The organism is Rhizobium sp. M1 (assembly GCF_002531805.1).
GTDB classification, from domain to species: domain Bacteria; phylum Pseudomonadota; class Alphaproteobacteria; order Rhizobiales; family Rhizobiaceae; genus Rhizobium; species Rhizobium etli_C.
Map to the genome: position 1 here is coordinate 70342 of NZ_NWSW01000014.1, position 18475 is coordinate 88816.

Below are 18475 nucleotides of genomic sequence, written 5' to 3' on the forward strand. Positions count from 1 at the left end.
CGTTTTCGGACGTCCGACAAAAATGCGTTACGTTCATCAAAACGGTTGCAACCATGGGCGAGGGGACTATCAAAGACGGAGAGCAGCTGGGAGGATCGGCGCGGGCCTTACCTCTGCCATCTGGATAGGCAATGCCGGCAAAGCCGGATCGCTTGCGGGAGATGGTGGGATGGGCTGAACCCGCTTCTCGACTTCGAAGAGAGTATGGCCGATCGGGAGGATGGTAATGACGGACAGCCAAACCAGGAAACGCCGCCTGCGTTCGCAGGATTGGTTCGACAATCCCGATCACATCGACATGGCGGCGCTCTACCTCGAGCGTTTCATGAATTACGGCATCACGCCGGAGGAGTTGCGCTCCGGCAGGCCGATCATCGGGATTGCCCAGAGCGGCAGCGACCTTACACCCTGCAATCGGGTGCATATCGAACTCGCCAAGCGCGTGCGCGACGGCATTCGCGATGCCGGCGGCATTCCGATGGAATTTCCCACACATCCAATCTTCGAGAACTGCAAGCGCCCGACGGCTGCGCTCGACCGCAATCTCGCCTATCTCGGACTCGTCGAAATCCTTTACGGCTATCCGCTCGACGGCGTGGTGCTGACCACCGGCTGCGACAAGACCACGCCTTCAGCGATCATGGCGGCCTCGACGGTCGATATTCCGGCTATCGTGCTCTCCGGCGGGCCGATGCTCGACGGCTGGCATGAGGGGGAACTGGCGGGCTCCGGCACGGTGATCTGGCGGATGCGGCGGAAATATGCGGCGGGCGAAATCGACCGGGAGGAGTTTCTGCAGGCAGCGCTCGATTCGGCTCCATCCGTCGGCCATTGCAATACGATGGGCACCGCTTCGACGATGAATGCGCTGGCCGAGGCGCTCGGCCTGTCGCTGACCGGGTGCGGCGCCATTCCGGCCGCTTACCGAGAGCGCGGCCAGATGGCCTACCGCACCGGACGGCGGGCCGTCGAGATCGTGTTCGAGGATCTGAAGCCGTCGGATATCCTGACGCGGGCGGCCTTTCTCAATGCGATCCGTACCAATTCGGCGATCGGCGGCTCGACCAATGCACAGCCGCATCTGGCTGCGATGGCCAAGCATGCCGGCGTCGAACTCTATCCCGACGACTGGCAGGTGCATGGCTTCGATATCCCGCTGCTGGCCAATGTCCAACCGGCCGGCGCCTATCTCGGCGAGCGTTATCATCGCGCCGGCGGTACGCCGGCGATCATGTGGGAGCTGCTGCAGGCGGGAAAACTCGACGGCGACTGTCGCACGGTGACGGGCAGGACGATGGCCGAGAACCTGAAGGGGCGGGAGGCCAGCGACCGCGAGGTCATCCGGCCGTTCGACGACCCGCTGAAGGAGCGCGCCGGTTTCCTCGTTCTCAAGGGCAATCTCTTCGACTTCGCCATTATGAAGATGAGCGTGGTTTCAGAGGATTTCCGCCGGCGCTATCTTCAGGAGCCGGGGCGAGAAGGCATCTTTGAGGGCAAGGTGGTCGTCTTCGACGGGTCGGAAGATTATCATCGTCGCATCAACGATCCCGCCCTCGGCATCGACGAGAATACCATCCTGGTGATCCGCGGCGCCGGGCCGCTCGGCTGGCCGGGCTCGGCCGAGGTTGTGAACATGCAGCCGCCGGACCATCTTCTGAAGCGCGGCATCCGCAGCCTGCCGACGATCGGCGACGGCCGTCAATCGGGCACGGCGGACAGTCCCTCGATCCTCAACGCTTCGCCGGAGAGCGCTGCCGGCGGCGGCCTCGCCTGGCTTCGCAGCGGCGACACGATCCGCATCGACTTCAACCACGGGCGCTGCGACATGCTGGTGGATGACGCCGAGATCGAACGGCGCAAGGGCGAGGGCATTCCGCCGGTGCCGGCGGATGCGACGCCGTGGCAGCAAATCTACCGCCGTTCCGTCACGCAGCTGTCGGACGGCGCCGTTCTGGAAGGGGCAGCGGACTTCCGCCAGATCGCGAAAAAACCACCGAGACATAATCACTGATCCTTTCGTTGCGGCAGATCGCAAGTCCGTTGATCCAAAAGGGGAAAGCCGTAACGAAGATTTCACCTCGTCATTTGTTCGGTCCATAGGACAAGGCTTCCTTAATGCCGGCCGAAGACCATATTGCAATTATGCAAGCTTCGAAGGCTGAGGCCGTGTTGCCAGAAAATAAAGCCACACGATCCGAACAAGAGTTTCAGGATCTTCTGCGCCGGCTCGAACTCGCTCTCGATGCATCCCGGATTGGTGTCTGGGAGCACAGCATCGCCAAGGACGGGATCTTATGGGACGCACAGATGCACCGGCTCTACGAGACCGGCGAGACATGCCGGCAAGTGCCGGTATGGTTCTGGTCGAATGCGATCCATCCCGACGATCGCGAGCGGGCCGAACGTGATTTCGACCAGGCCATCGCTGCGCGCGGTGCCTATGACTCGCAATTCCGGATCGTGCTGCCGAGCGGCGAAATCCGGCATCTTCGCTCGCGGGCGCATTTTTATGTGGATGCGGAGGGCGCGCCCTCCTTCATCGGCGCCGAGTGGGATGTGACGGCCGACGTGCAGCTCAACGCCGAGCTTGCACGGCAAAAGCTGATGGCAGAGGCGAGGGCGCTGGCGCTCGAGGAAAGCAACGCGCGTATCGAGCATGTCGCCGATCACGATTATCTCACCGGCTTGCCGAACCGGCGCCTTCTCGACAAGCGGCTGGCGGAGCTGCCGGCTGACAGGAGCGTTGCGACGCTTGGCGTGCTGCATCTCGATATCGACCAGTTCAAGCAGATCAACGACAGCCACGGCCATGCGGCCGGCGACGCCGTGCTCAAGGCTGCAGCCCTTCGCATCGCCGCCGCCATTCCTGCAAACGGCATGGTCGCCCGCGTCGGCGGTGACGAATTCGTCGTCGTGCTGGTCAATTTCACCGATCTGGCCGAGCTGAAACTGATCACAGAGGATGTTCAGCGGCGGCTGCGGAAAAAGATCCGCTTTGGCCAGGAGATGCTGCAATCCGGGGCGTCGATCGGCGTATCGTGGAGCGGTGATCGGCGGGCGCGCAACCTGCTGGCCGAATCCGACCTGGCGCTCTACCAAGCCAAGCAGCTCGGGCGGAACCGCATCGAATTCTTCACGCGGCAACTGCAGGAGGATCTGCGATCCAAGCGTCGGCTGGTCGAAGAGCTGAAGCTCGGGCTCGAGCGCGGCGAGATTATTCCCTATTATCAGGTGCAGCTCTGCGCCACAACGCGGCAGGTTATTGGCTTCGAGGCGTTGGCGCGCTGGAAACATCCTGACAAGGGCGTGCTCGCCCCGGGCATATTTCTGAAGATTGCCGACGAGCACGGGCTTGCGGCGGAGATCGATGCGGCGATCTTGAAACGTGTTCTCGAGGATCGGCAGTTCTGGCAGTTGCACGGCCTTGCGGTTCCGCGCATCGCCGTCAACATTTCGGCGTCGCGTCTTGCCGACCCGGCGCTGCTCGGCAAGCTGAAAAAACTCGACATTCCGCCCGGCGCAATCGTCTTCGAGCTGGTCGAGACGATTTTCCTCGATGACAGCGACGAGACGCTGCTCGCTCATATCAATGATATCAAACAGCTGGGCATCGACATCGAAATCGACGATTTCGGATCGGGCCACGCCTCGCTCATCGGTCTCGTCAAGCTGCGGCCGAAGCGGCTGAAGATCGACCGGCAACTCGTTGCCGAGGTCGTCAGCTCGGAGGAGCAGCGGCGCGTGGTCGGGTCGATCGTCGAAATCGCCAAGGCGCTCGATGTCGAGGTGATCGCCGAGGGCATCGAGACCGAGGCCCATGCCACCGTGCTGGCGCAGCTCGGCTGCGACGGCCTGCAGGGCTATGTCTTTGGCTATCCCGCGCCGGCAACCGAGACGGACCTGCTGTTCTCGTCGGCGGCGGGCGGGGCCGGAAAACACAAGGCAGCGATAGGCGGCTAATGTCGGTGAAATTGCTTGCTCGTCACCGGAAGGACGATAATCGGGCGGCAAGTAATTTTCTTGAGCTTGCAACGGCATTGTTTCATGGTAATGCGGAAACAAAGCTTACTGCATTGCATCGAAAATGATTATACGCGTCGTCAAGACCATCAGCGCGGCTTCTCCATCATTCGCAGCCGCGATCGGGGGAGCGGTGACCTGACAATTGCTTTGCCGTTGGCGGGATGGACTTGCGGGACATTCAATCTGGGAAGGTCGCATGAATTCGGAATTTGCCGTTCGTTCGATGCGGCCCGGCGAATTGGAGCTCGTGCTCGAATGGGCGCGTCAGGAGGGATGGAATCCCGGCCTCGACGATTCGCTGGCATTCCTCGAAGCTGATCCGACGGGTTTTTTCGTCGGCGCCATCGGCGAAGTCCCTGTCGGCTCGATCTCGGTCGTCAAATATGGCGACAGCTTTGCCTTTCTCGGCCTCTACATCGTCCACCCCGATTTCCGCGGCAAGGGGTACGGCAAGGCGATCTGGCAAACGGGGATCGCCACGGCGGAAGGCCGGACGATCGGTCTCGACGGCGTTGCCGCCCAGCAGCAGAACTACCGCAGGGCCGGCTTCGAACCGGCTTATCTCACCATTCGCTATGGCGGCGTCGCCAGCGCGCTGCCGGCTTCGACGCTCGTTGCGCATCCGGTGCTGGATTCGCGCCTGGAAGGGCTGCTGCGTTATGATTCGGCGATCTTTCCGCAGCCGCGGGAAGCCTTCCTTGCCGCCTGGTGCACCGGCCGCAAGGGACGGCGTACCGCCGTCGTACGGAAGAGCCACAAAATCCGTGGCTACGGCACGATCCGCCGCTGCTACGAGGGCTACAAGATCGGCCCGCTCTTTGCCAATGATGCCGATAGCGCCGCAGCATTGCTTGCCGAACTGGTCCCGGAGGCGAAAGGGGCAACGGTTTTCATCGATATTCCCGCCGAGAACCGCGAGGCGATCGCGCTTGCCGAAGGCATGGGCCTTCAGCCGGTGTTCGAGACCATGCGCATGTATCGCGGGCCAGCGCCAGCCACGCCATTGAAGCACGTCTTCGGCGTGACGACGCTGGAGCTTGGCTAATCCACCGGTGAGGCGGGCACCGTTGGAGCCGAAGCTTTCGGACGACCTTTTTCGGCGATGGCGATGCCGCCGAGCGTCAGGGCCAGCGCGACCATGTGGAAGGACTGCAGCGTCTCGCCGACCAGAGCGACGGAGAGCAGGGTTCCGAATACCGGCACGAGATTGATGAACAGGCCGGCCCGGTTGGCGCCGATTGCCTCGACGCCCTTGATGTAAAGAATCTGCGCCAGCAGCGAGGGGAAGATCGCCGTGTAGAGAGTGATGCCCCAGCCGGCCTGATCGGGCCATTGCGCCGCGTCCCGGCCGGCCTCCCAGAGGAGCAGCGGCAGCGATGTCAGCATGGCGGCAAAGGCCGGGAAGGCCATCAGCGTTCGCCAGTCGACCCGCGGTTTCCAGCGCAGGAAGATCGTGTAGAGCGAATAGGCGACGATGGCGATCAGCATCAGCCCGTCGCCCCGGTTGAGCTGCAGCTGCAGCAGCGAGGCGAGGTCGCCATGGGCCGCTGTCAGCGCCACGCCGACCAGCGTCATTCCGAAGCCGAGGCATTGCGCCAGCGAAATGCCGGTGCGGAAGAAGACGAAATTCAGCAGGAAGATCAGCATGGGAATGCCGGCCTGCTCGATGGCGACATTGATCGCCGTCGTATACTGTACCGCCGAGTAAAGCATGGCGTTGAAGAGCGTGTAGCCGATGGCGCCGTAGCACAGCAGCAGCGGCAGGTTTTTCCTGGCGACCGGCCAGTCCTTTTTGAGTTGCGGCACCGAGATCAGGGCGATCAGCGCGACGGCAAGGAACCAGCGCAGGAAGGTCAGCATCATCGGGCTGACATGGCCGACCGCGAGCTTGCCGGCGACGGAATTGCCGCCCCAGCAGAGGGTGGCGATGACGAGGCAAATATAGGCCGTGGCTTGCAACAGCGTTTCTTCCTCGTCTTTTGATGATCAACAAGCGGCGTTTTCCCAGGGGAAATAGCCTGCCGACTGCTGATTTGTCACGTAAAAAGCCCAATCGCCTGTGACAACAGGGTCGCTTTCCCAAAAACAAAGCTTTATAGATGCGCGGGTTTGAGCAGGTGCGCGGTTCCGCGCCGGTAACAGGAAGAGTTAGATGACGAACGTAGTCGTGGTCGGTTCGCAATGGGGTGACGAAGGCAAAGGCAAGATTGTCGACTGGCTTTCGGAACGCGCGGATATCGTCGTGCGCTATCAGGGCGGACACAATGCCGGCCATACGCTCGTCATCGACGGCACGAGCTACAAGCTTTCGCTGCTGCCGTCCGGCGTCGTGCGCCCGGGCAAGATGGCGGTGATCGGCAACGGCGTCGTCGTCGACCCGCATGCGCTGATCGCCGAGATCGAAAAGCTCGCCGGCCAGGGTGTGACGATCACCCCCGACAATCTGCGCGTGGCCGACAACGCGACGCTCATCCTGTCGCTGCACCGGGAGCTGGACGCGATGCGCGAGGACGCGGCATCCAACAGCGGCACCAAGATCGGTACGACGCGCCGCGGCATCGGTCCGGCCTATGAAGACAAGGTCGGCCGCCGCGCGATCCGCGTGATGGATCTTGCCGATCTCGACAGCCTTCCCGGCAAGGTCGATCGGATCCTCACCCATCACAATGCCCTTCGCCGCGGCCTCGGTGTCGCCGAAGTCAGCCACCAGACGATCATGGACGAACTGACCTCGGTCGCCGAACGGGTACTGCCGTTCCGCGATACCGTCTGGCTTTTCCTCGACAAGGAGCGCCGCAAGGGCGCCCGCATCCTCTTCGAAGGTGCACAGGGCAGCCTGCTCGATATCGACCACGGCACCTATCCTTTCGTCACCTCCTCGAACACCGTGGCTGGCCAGGCAGCGGCCGGCTCCGGCATGGGGCCGGGTTCGCTGGGTTATATTCTCGGCATCACGAAGGCCTATACGACACGCGTCGGCGAAGGCCCGTTCCCGACGGAACTGAAGGATGAGATCGGAGAGTTTCTCGGCCAAAAGGGTCATGAGTTCGGCGTCGTGACAGGGCGCAAGCGCCGCTGCGGCTGGTTCGACGCCGCGCTGGTGCGCCAGTCGGTCGCCACCAACGGCATCACCGGCATCGCGCTCACCAAGCTCGACGTGCTCGACGGCCTCGAGGAACTGAAGATCTGCGTCGGCTATATGCTCGACGGCGAACAGATTGATCACCTTCCCGCAAGCCAGGGAGCGCAAGCTAGGGTCGAACCGATCTATATCACGCTGGAGGGCTGGAAGGAATCGACCGTCGGCGCCCGCAGTTGGGCAGATCTTCCGGCGCAGGCGATCAAATATGTTCGCCAGGTCGAAGAGCTGATCGGGGCGCCTGTCGCGCTCCTGTCCACCAGCCCGGAGCGGGACGACACCATACTTGTGACCGATCCGTTTGAGGATTAAGGTCACCGGTCACTGCGGAGGATAGGTTCGGGAGAGTGCCGGACTTCTTGAGAAAGTACTGATGGCGGATTTTATTGCAGTTATTCGGCGGGCCGTCGACGGCCTGGCCGAAAATACCCCCGAGATGCGGGTAAAGGTCTACGAACGTGCTCGCGGCGCGGTGCAGCGGCAGCTCGAGAACATGAAGCCGCGTCCGCCGGAAGCCATGCTGCAACGCCAGCTCGAAAAGCTCGAGGCCGCCATCCGCGAGGTGGAGGGTGAACACTCCGAGGCGCTGTCGCTCGATGAGGCGGCTGTGGCCGTCACTGTGCCGGAGCTCGTCGAGGAATACGCGGCTCACGGTGAAAGCGAACCGGCGCCTGTGTCAGAGCCGGCCGTCGACGAGCCGGCCGAGGAAGCCGATGCAGAACCGCCGGCGGCAGAGGCCGTCGACGAGTCCGATCAGGTCGAAGCTGCCGCGCCGCAGGAAACTCAGGAAGAGGTCGTAGTAGAGGAAGCCGAGCCTGCGGAACCCCAGCCTGCAGAGCCCGAGCTCGTGGAAACACCTGTTTCCAACGAGACGGAAGCGCCCGTTGAATCATACTGGCATCCCTCCCATGAGGAGGAGGCGCCGGCCGAGGAATGGCATGCCGGCGAGGCGCGTGAGGTCGCTGGCGAAGAGGTGGCGTCTGACCATGACGGCTTCGAATCGCCGCCTGCCGGGCATGGCTACGAGCAAGCCGACGACGATCGTGCCGATGAGCAGCCTCCCGCGGAAGCCGAAGAGGTCGCGGCCGAACCGGCGACTGTTGAAAGCGATGAGCCGAAGGCCGAGGCGGCTTACGAGCCCATAGAATCTTTCCAGCCGGTCACACGCGGCCTGGAGCATGCATCCAATCGGCTGGTCGAGCCGGTCGCCGATTTCGATCGTGCGCAGGAATTCGTCGAACATAGCCGCGAGGAGCCGCTGCAGGCGGATGCGGCGGCGCATTTCGACCCCGTCTGGACCGAACCCGCCGCCGAAACACCGGCTCCGGCGCCGAAGGATGCCGAGACCGAATGGGCGGAAGAGGAGCTCCGGCAATATTCGGAAACCGCTCCGGCCGCCGCCGACACCTCGGCGCGCGCCTTCGAAGAGGTGATATCGAGCCTCGAAAAGATAGCACCCGCGGCCGTCATGCCGGCTGCCAAGGAAAGTTTCTCCTGGGAAACGGCCGCCTTCGACGATCTGCCGCCGATCGAGGCCGGCAGCAACAAGAAGACGCCGGTTTCCTCGCATTTCGACGATGTCGATATCTTTGCTGAAGTGCATGACGGCAAGGCGGCGCCCGCTGCCGGCGTGCCGGGCGAGGGATGGCGCGAAGCCAAGGCACTGCGTGGTTATGACCGGCGCGGCTCGGTCGCCGCCGACGATGACGACGCCAATCCGGCGATGGATATCGATCAGATCGTCGCCGCCAAACTGCAGGGCAAGAATTTCCGCATGGAGCCGAAGCGCCGCCGCTTCGGCATCGGCACGCTGATCACCCTGATCTTCGCGCTTATCCTGATCGGCGGCGGCGTCTATGCCGGCTGGACGAACAGAGAGGCGCTGGTGGCGATGGTCGATGGGCTTGTCAGCTCGGCACCATCGCAGTCCACCAGGAACGAGGCGGCAACGACGCCGGCGGAACCCGAGACGCCTGCTCAGCCGAGCACGCCGACGCCAGCCGAGCTAGCTACCCCGGAAGCGCAGAATACGCCGCCGGCATCGGCAGAGCCGAACCAGCAACTGGCGTCATTGAACAATGACGGTGCGGCGGCCAATTCCAAATTCACCCAGCGGCTGCTTTCCGATGGAAGCGAAGTCGACAGCGGCCCGGCGGCTGTGCCGGGAACGCCGACCGCCGAAGGGAAATCGGTGGCCGAGCAGAATGTCGCGGCTGCGGATACGCCGGCTGCCAGCGCCCAAGGTGATACGGCCCGGCCGGAAACGCTGACGCCGAACGGTCCTGCGGCATCGCCGCAGCAGGCCGCCCCGGTTGGGTCGTCGGAAAAGATGTTCCTCTACGAGGAGCGTATCGGCCAGAGCTCGCCGACGGCGATCGAGGGAACGGTCGTCTGGAGCGTGCAGCACGAGGCCGGCCAGGGTGGCCGGCAGGAAGCGACAGTCCAGGGCAACATCACCGTTCCCGAGCGTAATCTCTCGGCTCTCGTCACCTTCAAGCGCAACTCCGATCCGTCGCTGCCGGCAAGCCATCTTGTCGAGATCGTCTTCTCGGTGCCGCCCAATTTTGAAGGCGGCAGTATCGACAGCGTCCAGCGCATCTCGATGAAGCGCACGGAGCAGGATCGCGGCGACGCGCTGATTGCGGTTCCGGCCAAGATCACCGACGATTTCCACATGATCGCGCTCAACGATTATCCCGATGCGCGCAAGGCCAATCTCGACCTTATGTCGACCCGCAACTGGATCGATATCCCGATCACCTACCGCAACGGTCGCCGCGCGCTGCTGACGATGGAGAAGGGCGGCACGGGAACGGACGCCTTCAATACCGCCATCAAGGAATGGACCGCGCTCGGGGATGTCTCGACGAGCCAGTGAGGAGGTTCGCAGCTGCCACTGGCCGTGGCAGCGTCTCGTCCTTGTTGAAAGCATCATTTTCGGAAATCAAGGAAAGCGGCTTGGCTCCCTCACTTCTCCCCAGCGGGGAGAAGGTGGTCCGAAGGGTCGGATGAGGGGGCCGCATGGCACGCCCTTCATGTTGCCCTCCGCTTCCGCTACGTGCATTCGCGGCTTTGCCGCTCATCCCCCTCATCTGCCTGCTGGCATCTTCTCCCCGCTGGGGAGAAGAGGACGTGCCGCAACGTCCTTCCCCAAGCACTCTCCGTAGAAACAAAAAACGCCACCTCCGATCGGGAGGTGGCGCTGCAGTTCTCAAATCAACCGTATCAGGCCGTGGCTTCGACGACGCGGACGGCTTTGGCGCGTTCCAGGGCTTCCTTGCGGACAGCGTCCTGCACCTTCTCGAAGGCGCGAACCTCGATCTGGCGGACGCGTTCGCGGCTGATGTCGAATTCGGCCGACAGGTCTTCCAGCGTCACCGGCTCCTCGGCGAGGCGGCGGGCCTCGAAGATGCGGCGCTCGCGTTCGTTCAGCACGCTCATCGCCTTGCTCAGCATACGCCGGCGGGTTTCGAGTTCGTCCTGTTCGATCAGCACGTCTTCCTGGCTGTCGTGATCGTCCACAAGCCAGTCCTGCCATTGGCCGCTGTCGCCTTCGGCCGCCTTGATCGGCGCGTTCAGCGAGGCGTCGCCGGAGAGACGGCGGTTCATCGAAATGACCTCCTCCTCCGAGACGTTCAGCTTGGTGGCGATTTCCGATACGTGCTCCGGCTTCAAGTCGCCGTCGTCGATCGCCTGAATGCGGCCCTTCAGCCGGCGCAGGTTGAAGAACAGGCGCTTCTGGTTTGCGGTCGTACCCATCTTCACCAGCGACCACGACCGCAGGATATATTCCTGTATCGAGGCCTTGATCCACCACATGGCATAGGTCGCGAGGCGGAAGCCGCGCTCCGGATCGAATTTCTTGACAGCCTGCATCAAGCCGACATTGCCTTCGGAGACGACTTCGCCGATCGGCAGGCCGTAGCCGCGATAACCCATGGCGATCTTCGCAACGAGGCGCAGATGGCTGGTGACGAGCTTGTGGGCGGCGTCGCGGTCGCCGTGCTCGGCATAACGCTTGGCCAGCATATATTCCTGCTGCGGTTCGAGCATCGGGAATTTGCGGATTTCGTCGAGATAACGATTGAGGCCGGCTTCGCCGGCGGTAATGGACGGCAAGGTATTTCGGGCCATAGTGCACCCTCCTAAAGTGAATTCCGGTTCCCGATGAAAACGCGTCCCCGCGTCGAAAGGCAAACCGGGACGTGCGGCTTTCTACCAAGCCCGCACTAAGTCCATATACAGATAAGTATGGCGAAACGGCGGTTCAAGGCGCCGCTCACGCAGGTGTGAGACGGGGAAGGCGGAATTCCGCAGTCCTTTCTAACTCCGCAGTGCCTCGACAAGTTCCACCATATCCTCGGGCAGCGGTACCTCGAAATGCATGAGTTCGCCGGTGCGGGGATGCTCGAATTGCAGCATGAAGGCATGCAGCGCCTGGCGGTCGAACCCGTTTACCACCTTGCGGATCTCTTCGGGCAGCAGATTGGCCTTGGTTCTGAAGCCAGCCCCGTAGACCGTGTCGCCGAGCAGCGGGTGGCCGATATGAGCCATGTGCACACGGATCTGATGGGTGCGGCCGGTTTCGAGGCGGCACTCGACCAGCGAGGCGAGCGCCGTCGCGTCCGGGGTTTCATGAAAGCGCTCGATCACCTCGTAATGGGTGATCGCCTCGTCGGCGTCATGGCTGTCAGGGCGCTTGACGGCGCGCCGGGTGCGATCGCCGGTGGCGCGGCCGAGCGGCGCGTCGACCGTGCCTGTCAGTGACCGGGGCCGGCCCCAGACGATTGCCTGATAGGCCCGCTCCAGCGGCATGGTGCGGCCATGATCGGCAAACTGGAGCGAGAGATGGCGATGGGCAATGTCGTTCTTGGCGACGACCATGACGCCCGTCGTGTCCTTGTCGAGACGGTGGACGATGCCGGGGCGGCGCACACCGCCGATGCCGGAGAGTGTCGCGCCGCAATGATGGATCAGCGCGTTGACCAGCGTTCCCGTCCAGTTGCCGGAGGCGGGATGGACGACCAGGCCGGCCGGTTTCGATATGACGATGAGGTCATCGTCCTCATAGAGGATATCGAGCGGAATATCCTCGCCCCGGGGCGTCGGGTCTTCCGGCTCGGGCAGGGTGATCTCGAAACTGTCGCCGACGCGCACCTTGCGCTGCGGATCGGTGACGGGCTCGCCGCGCATCGAAACCTGGCCGTCCTTGATCAGCGCCTTGATGCGGCTGCGGGAAAAATCCTCGCCGACCTGTGCCGTCAGCCAGGCGTCGAGCCGGCCTTCCGCGGTTTCATCGGCGGTCAGGACTTTTCTAATGCCCACTGCTTGTTTAAAGGGGTCGCTCAAGACGCTTCTTCTCCGACGTATTTTTAGAACGGGACGCACAGATGACAGCAATCGAGCCAGACGACCAGGAAGAGAAGCCCCTTGATCCGGCGATGGAAAGTGTCCGGCGCAAGATGGTCCGCCTGCAGATCGTTTCCGGCGCCATCATGTTCGTGAGCCTTATGGCGGTCTTCGGTGCGGTTGTCTACAAGACGATGCGCGAGCCGAAGGACACGGCTGCCGCTGCCCCCGCCTCTGGTGTGCCCTCGGAGGCGCCGCTCGCGGCGACCGTTTCCCTGCCGCTGGGTTTCAAGGTGCAGTCGACCTCGTTTTCGGCGGGGCAGATCCTGTTTTACGGCGAGACCGTCGAGGGCAAGGGCAAGGCGCTGATCTTTGATCTCCGGAGCGGGCGCACCGTCGCTGACCTGACAGTCACGGGCAATTGAGGCCGGCATGGCCGCTCCCCCGATCGCCATCGCGAATGCCGACGATCCGCGCGTTGCGGAATTCCGCGACATCCGCGAGCGCGATCTGACCGGACGGGAAAACCGCTTCATCGCCGAGGGTACTGTCGTGCTTAGAATGCTCGCCGAGGCGCATGCGCAAGGCCGCGGCTTTCGCGCCGAGAAGATCCTGCTGCTGCGCAATCGCGTCGAGGGCATCCTGCCGATCCTGGAGCGGTTTCCCGCCGACGTGCCGGTCTATGTCGCCGAGGCTGACGCCCTCGAGGGCATTGTCGGTTTCCACCTGCATCGCGGTGTTCTCGCGCTTGGCCGGCGGGAGGAGCGTGACGAGGCAGCGCTTCTTGACGCCCTGCCGGAACGGGCGCTGGTCCTCGTCGGCTGCGGCATTTCCAATCACGACAATGCCGGCTCGATGTTCCGTAACGCCTCCGCCTTCCGGGCAGATGCCGTGCTGCTCGACGAAACCTCCTGTGATCCTCTTTATCGCAAGGCGCTGCGTGTTTCGGTCGGGTCGGTGCTGAGCGTTCCACACCGGCGCGGCGGCAAGGCACTGGACCTGCTCCTTGCACTCGCCGAACGGGGTTTTGCCATCTGGACGCTTTCGCCCCATGGGAAAACGGACATTCGCGCCATTCCGGCGGCGGCACGCATGGCGCTCGTCGTCGGCACGGAGGGGGAGGGCTTGCCGGCGGCGCTGCTGGCCCGCTTTCAGAGCGCGCGCATCTCGCAATCGGACGAGCTCGACAGCCTCAATGCGGCGACGGCGACGGGGATCGCGTTGTTTTCCATGGCCTCGGCCATGGGGCGCATCTGACCCCTAAAGCACGTCGCGATCTTTCAGATTCGCTCCCCGCCCTTTAGGACTTTATATTCTCGCATGTCGTTGACGCAAAACCGCTGCCCACTTTTGCGCGACATGCTTTAACGCACCGGATTGGCGATGATGGCGGCGGCCCTGTCGGCAAGGCTGACGCGGTCGTTCGGGTTCTTGGTCCCGGCATCCGCCAGCAGCGTGCGGATCGGCGAGGAAGGGCCTTCGTTGAGTGCTGTCAGCGCCACCATATTGGCGGCGATCGAGGCGATCTCCTCGCGGATCGCACCATCACGTCCGGCGACGGACTTTGCCTTCTGCAAGCGCTCGGCAAGGGCGGCGCTGCGCTTGCGGACATCCTCGCCCATCTCAGCCGTTACCGCGGCTGTATCGAACATGGACGCGGCTGTGTCTTCGGCTGTCAGTTCCGCCGGCAGGTCCGCCGCCATTTTGGCCAGGCCGGCGTCGCGCAGCACCCGGTTGATCCTGCGGATCTCGGCATTGGCGGCTTTCAACTGCTCCTTCAGCTTGGCGATTTCCTGCTGACGGCGAGCGAGCAGGGTTTCCTTCTCGGCGGCGGATGCGCTCTCACGTGCGGCCTTATCTTCCAGGCGGATCACCATATGCTGCTGCTGCGTCAGTTTCTGCTCGGCATCCTTGGCCCGCTTCTGCAGCAGGGTGACGTCCTGGCGCAACGTGTCGCGTTCGTCGCGCAGCGCGTTGGTGCGGAATTTCAGGCTTTCCGCCTCTGTTTCACGCGCGGCCAGATCAATCCTCAGCCCGTCGGTTTGTTCGCTGAGCTTGCTCAGCCGCGTCCGCATCGCCGCCAGTTCGCTCTCCTTGTTGGCAGCGGATTGCTCGGCGATATGCAGATTGGTCTTCAACTGGCTGATATAGTTCTCGTCCTTGCGCAGGTGCGAGCGCTGCTCGGCCGCCTCGACATGCATCTCGCCGATCTGGGCCTGCAATTCACCGATATCGGCGGCAAGCCTGCCGGCATCGACGGCAAGGGCATCGTGCCGCAGCTGAAGCGAGAGGGATTTTTCGCGTTCACGCAGAAGGTCCTGGGTGGTGCGCGCGTTTTCGGCGGCATAAAGGGCGCGCACCATATCTTTCTGGGCGCGGACCTCCTGCGGGCTCAGCGGCATCGTCGCTTTCAGCCGATTTTCGGTATACCAGACGATGCGGCGGTGTACGGCCGGCGAAATCAGAAAGACGAGGAAGGCCGCGGTCAGGAAGCCCAGTCCGAACAAGAGAGCGTATTCGATCACGGCGGGGCCATCGATTCGACGTTGATACTAAAACAGGATGTCAGCCCAGTCGGCCTAAGGTCTGAATCCCGTTCTCCGTTGGCCGGAACTTGACATCCGAAAACCGATTACGCTTTCGGCGTCCTATTCCGGGTCATCCGTGATGATTAAGCACGCATGGCGCATCGGGGCAAGTCCGCCGACGCGGGTGGCGGCAGTTTCCAACGGTCCTGCGGCCTCAGAAGGGGTTCCAGGTCGGCGCCTGGGTGATCTTGAGGTAGCCGACATTGACGCCGAGTCGGGCGCCGACGCCGGTGCGGATCGGCACGACCAGCACGTCATTGTTCTTCAGCACCGTCATGCCGAAGCCGGCAATCACATAGGCCGAGCCGCTGACGCCGCCGAAGCGGGCATAGATGCCGTCGATGGAGGGCAGATCGTAGACCAGCATCATGACGCGCGAGCCCTGTCCGCCGTAATCGATGCCGAGGGAGGGGCCTTGCCAGTAGAGCGGATGCTCGCCGGCATTCTTGGTGTTCAGCTGGCCTTCGCCATAGGTGAGGCCGGCGATAAAGGCGCCGCCGCCTTCCTGTCCGAGAATATAACCGTTCGGCAGGCCGTATTTCTGGAAGGCGCTTTCCACCACCTTGGCAAGACCGCCGCTGGCGGAGCCGAAGAAGGAGTGGCCGGTATCGATGATTTCCTGCATCGTATACTGACCGTTGTTGTTCTGAGCGGCGGCCGGCCCGGCAACCATCATCGAGGAGAAGACGAGGGCCGAGAGCAACCTGCAGAAGCCGATGAATCGGTGCGGAAATCGAGGGCGCATGGTGTCATCCGTTCGTCGTTGGTCGGGAGCGGACAACCGCTCGCGTCAATTGCTGCATTTTGCGCCGATGATCTTAACAATCGGTTTACCAAATATGGTGTCATTATGGCACCGAATACGATCGCAAACTTCGCGCAATTCAGATGACGCATATTACCGGGCGCGATGAGATTGCCGCCCCTCAGGAGACGATGATGTCCAAGAACCCGAACCTTACCCTGTCCGGCCCGGATCTGGCCGCGCTCCTCTGCAGCCGCGTTTGCCACGACGTCATCTCGCCCGTCGGCGCGATCAACAACGGTCTGGAACTTCTCGATGAAGGCGGCGCCGATTCCGATGCGATGGACCTGATCCGCACCAGTGCGCTCAATGCTTCCGTCCGACTGAAATTCGCGCGTCTCGCCTTCGGCGCGTCCGGTTCCGTTGGCGCCTCGATCGACACCGGTGAGGCCGAGCGGGCCGCCAAGGATTTTGCGCTGGCGGAGAAGAAAACCGAGGTGATCTGGAACGGGCCGCGCGCCATCGTTGCCAAGAACCGGGTCAAGCTGCTGCTTAATCTCTTCCTCGTCGCCTATTCCTCCATTCCACGCGGCGGCGTGCTCGAGGTGACGCTCGAAAATCCCGAATTCGACGCCAAGTTCACGCTCACGGCCAAGGGCAAGATGATGCGCTTGCCGCCAAAATTCGTTGAAATATCGACCGGCGCGATCGAGGAGGCAATCGATGCCCATTCGATACAGCCCTATTACGCCGTGCTATTGGCTGAAGAGTGCGGAATGACGCTCGATCATAGCGCCAGCACCGATGAATTGGTGTTCACGGCGGTGGTCGCTGCTGCTTGATTTCGGAGCCCGGACGGGTGTCGGCGCCCGTCCGGTAACGATTCCTTAGCCTGATGGACCTATCCTCCAGGGTTGTAAGAGGCCTCTTGTTGCGACGAATGCGGGGGCAAAGGAGCAGTCATGCAAAGGTTCATGATCACCGATAATTCGGACATCGTCCGCAAGGTCGGCAAGCGCATTCTCTCCGAACTCGACTTTCTCGTCAGCGAGGCTTCCAATGCCAGCGAGGCGCTGCAGCGCTGCCAGGCGGAACTGCCGGAATATCTGATCGTCGATTCCGGCATGGAAGGCGCCCTCGACCTCATTGCCGCCATCCGCGCCATGGACGGGGGCAAGGACGTCAAAATCTATTATTGCGTCATCGAAGCGGATCTGAAGAAACTGATGGCGGGCAAACGGGCCGGCGCCACGGATTTCCTGCTGAAACCGTTCGATCGCAAGATCCTGACCGCCGTTTTCGGAAACCGCGCGATCGCTGCCTGACGGCAGGCGCATGCCGCCGGCATCATCCATTCCCGGAGCGTTCCGCCAAAAAATGCGGACGCCGGTTGATGCTGCGGCTCTCCTTCTCCTTCCCTTACCGAGATTGAAGGACTTCAGGTCGATCAGGGCCTCAGGCCATCTCACTCTCATTGTCAGCCAAAAACGAAAAATCCCGCCGGAAGGGCGGGATTTCGTCATCCGATAAGGGGGATCGGAAGATGGGAAGCTCAGGCGGTTTCCGCATATTCGGTGCCATCCGGCTCGCGAAGAACGTAACCACGGCCCCAGACGGTCTCGATATAGTTGGCGCCGCCGGCGGCGTTGGCGAGTTTCTTGCGCAACTTGCAGATGAAGACGTCGATGATCTTCAGTTCCGGTTCGTCCATGCCGCCGTACAGGTGGTTGAGGAACATTTCCTTGGTGAGCGTCGTGCCCTTGCGGAGCGAAAGCAGCTCCAGCATCTGGTATTCCTTGCCCGTCAGATGGACGCGCTGGCCGCCGACTTCAACGGTCTTGGCATCGAGATTGACGATCAGTTCGCCGGTCATGATCACCGACTGGGCGTGGCCCTTGGAGCGGCGGACGATGGCGTGGATGCGGGCGACGAGCTCGTCCTTGTGGAACGGCTTGGTCATGTAGTCGTCGGCGCCGAAGCCGAGGCCGCGAACCTTGTCTTCGATGCCGGCCATGCCCGACAGAATGAGGATCGGTGTCTTGACCTTCGACAGCCGGAGAGTGCGGAGCACTTCATATCCGGACATGTCGGGCAGGTTCAGATCGAGAAGGATGATATCGTAATCATACAGCTTGCCCAGATCGACGCCTTCTTCACCGAGATCGGTGGTATAAACATTAAAACTCTCTGATTTCAGCATCAACTCGATGCTCTGCGCCGTAGCGCTGTCGTCCTCGATGAGAAGTACCCGCATAATTATCCCCTTTACCGCCGCCGAAAGGTGGTCTGGCCCCCTACACGCTACCGAACAAGCTACGTGATTTGGAAGCTGCCACGAAATGGTTAACAAATTCTGATTCACTCTGGCAAGGAGTATCGAATTTATTAAATAATTTTTCCATTTCTCTGTTTTCCAATAGGAATCTCAAAAAGGCTTTCCTCAATTTTAACATTAGGAAACAGCGCTAAGTGATTCATCCGACTCGCCAATGAAAAGGTTCGAATTTCATGCCGCGGCATTTACCGACCCTTAAATCATCGGGCCTATCATTAACGATGCCCGTAAACGAAAGGTTACCAGCGGTAGGTTTTTGTTAATATCGCAGGAAATTTTTTAGCAAACCGTGTCAA

15 protein-coding genes are annotated in these 18475 nt (G+C 62.1%); 9 read left to right on the forward strand and 6 right to left on the reverse strand.

Annotated features, from left to right (window positions below):
• Positions 1-226: 226 nt before the first annotated feature.
• The 3 genes from CO655_RS15140 (at position 227) to CO655_RS15150 (ending at position 5068) form a co-directional block, all read left to right on the forward strand.
• Positions 227-2011, forward strand: coding sequence for an IlvD/Edd family dehydratase (locus CO655_RS15140; RefSeq protein WP_097665329.1), 1785 nt, complete (start codon positions 227-229; stop codon positions 2009-2011).
• Between the two features lie 131 nt (positions 2012-2142).
• The gene (locus CO655_RS15145; RefSeq protein ID WP_097665383.1) at positions 2143-3960 is read left to right on the forward strand and encodes a GGDEF domain-containing phosphodiesterase; all 1818 of its coding nucleotides are present in this window, start codon (positions 2143-2145) and stop codon (positions 3958-3960) included.
• A 259-nt stretch (positions 3961-4219) separates the two neighbouring features.
• Positions 4220-5068 (forward strand): GNAT family N-acetyltransferase, encoded by an 849-nt coding sequence (locus CO655_RS15150; RefSeq protein ID WP_097665330.1) that lies wholly within the window; start codon positions 4220-4222, stop codon positions 5066-5068.
• Here the strand turns inward: CO655_RS15150 and CO655_RS15155 are convergent.
• Complete coding sequence (locus CO655_RS15155) at positions 5065-5982, reverse strand: DMT family transporter (protein WP_097665331.1); 918 nt, start codon at positions 5980-5982, stop codon at positions 5065-5067. The two genes, CO655_RS15150 and CO655_RS15155, sit on opposite strands and share 4 nt — an antisense overlap.
• A gap of 193 nt (positions 5983-6175) precedes the next feature.
• On the opposite strand from CO655_RS15155, the gene CO655_RS15160 reads away from it, so the two are divergent.
• Positions 6176-7474: an adenylosuccinate synthase gene (locus tag CO655_RS15160; RefSeq protein ID WP_097604164.1), complete on the forward strand. Its 1299-nt coding sequence runs from the start codon at positions 6176-6178 to the stop codon at positions 7472-7474.
• Positions 7475-7535: 61 nt separating this feature from the next.
• On the forward strand, positions 7536-10040 hold the full coding sequence (locus CO655_RS15165) for a hypothetical protein (RefSeq protein ID WP_097665332.1): 2505 nt from the start codon (positions 7536-7538) through the stop codon (positions 10038-10040).
• 347 nt (positions 10041-10387) lie between these two features.
• Here CO655_RS15165 and rpoH read toward each other — a convergent pair whose 3' ends face one another.
• Both rpoH and CO655_RS15175 read right to left on the reverse strand, forming a co-directional pair.
• Positions 10388-11296, reverse strand: a complete 909-nt coding sequence (gene rpoH, locus CO655_RS15170; protein ID WP_012484996.1) for an RNA polymerase sigma factor RpoH — start codon at positions 11294-11296, stop codon at positions 10388-10390.
• A 189-nt stretch (positions 11297-11485) separates the two neighbouring features.
• Entirely contained in the window at positions 11486-12511 is a 1026-nt protein-coding gene (locus CO655_RS15175) for an RluA family pseudouridine synthase (protein WP_097665333.1), read from the reverse strand.
• A gap of 41 nt (positions 12512-12552) precedes the next feature.
• Between CO655_RS15175 and CO655_RS15180 the strand changes: the two genes are divergently transcribed.
• Together CO655_RS15180 and CO655_RS15185 are read left to right on the forward strand one after the other, a co-directional pair.
• On the forward strand, positions 12553-12936 hold the full coding sequence (locus tag CO655_RS15180) for a hypothetical protein (protein WP_097665334.1): 384 nt from the start codon (positions 12553-12555) through the stop codon (positions 12934-12936).
• 7 nt (positions 12937-12943) lie between these two features.
• Positions 12944-13768 carry an RNA methyltransferase gene (locus CO655_RS15185; RefSeq protein WP_097665335.1) on the forward strand — a complete coding sequence of 275 codons (825 nt, stop codon included), beginning with the start codon at positions 12944-12946 and terminating at the stop codon, positions 13766-13768.
• A 107-nt stretch (positions 13769-13875) separates the two neighbouring features.
• On the opposite strand, the gene CO655_RS15190 is transcribed toward CO655_RS15185, so the two are convergent.
• Both CO655_RS15190 and CO655_RS15195 read right to left on the reverse strand, forming a co-directional pair.
• Positions 13876-15036, reverse strand: coding sequence for a hypothetical protein (locus tag CO655_RS15190; protein ID WP_097665336.1), 1161 nt, complete (start codon positions 15034-15036; stop codon positions 13876-13878).
• Between the two features lie 217 nt (positions 15037-15253).
• A complete protein-coding gene (locus tag CO655_RS15195; protein ID WP_064684799.1) occupies positions 15254-15844 on the reverse strand; it encodes an EipA family protein in 591 nt (196 codons plus the stop codon).
• Between the two features lie 194 nt (positions 15845-16038).
• Between CO655_RS15195 and CO655_RS15200 the strand changes: the two genes are divergently transcribed.
• Positions 16039-16686 (forward strand): histidine phosphotransferase family protein, encoded by a 648-nt coding sequence (locus CO655_RS15200; protein WP_097665384.1) that lies wholly within the window; start codon positions 16039-16041, stop codon positions 16684-16686.
• A gap of 120 nt (positions 16687-16806) precedes the next feature.
• Positions 16807-17169 (forward strand): response regulator, encoded by a 363-nt coding sequence (locus CO655_RS15205; RefSeq protein WP_004675721.1) that lies wholly within the window; start codon positions 16807-16809, stop codon positions 17167-17169.
• Between the two features lie 227 nt (positions 17170-17396).
• Here the strand turns inward: CO655_RS15205 and ctrA are convergent, their stop codons facing one another.
• On the reverse strand, positions 17397-18098 hold the full coding sequence (gene ctrA / locus CO655_RS15210; RefSeq protein WP_007533606.1) for a cell cycle two-component system response regulator CtrA: 702 nt from the start codon (positions 18096-18098) through the stop codon (positions 17397-17399).
• Between the last annotated feature and the right edge of the window lie 377 nt (positions 18099-18475).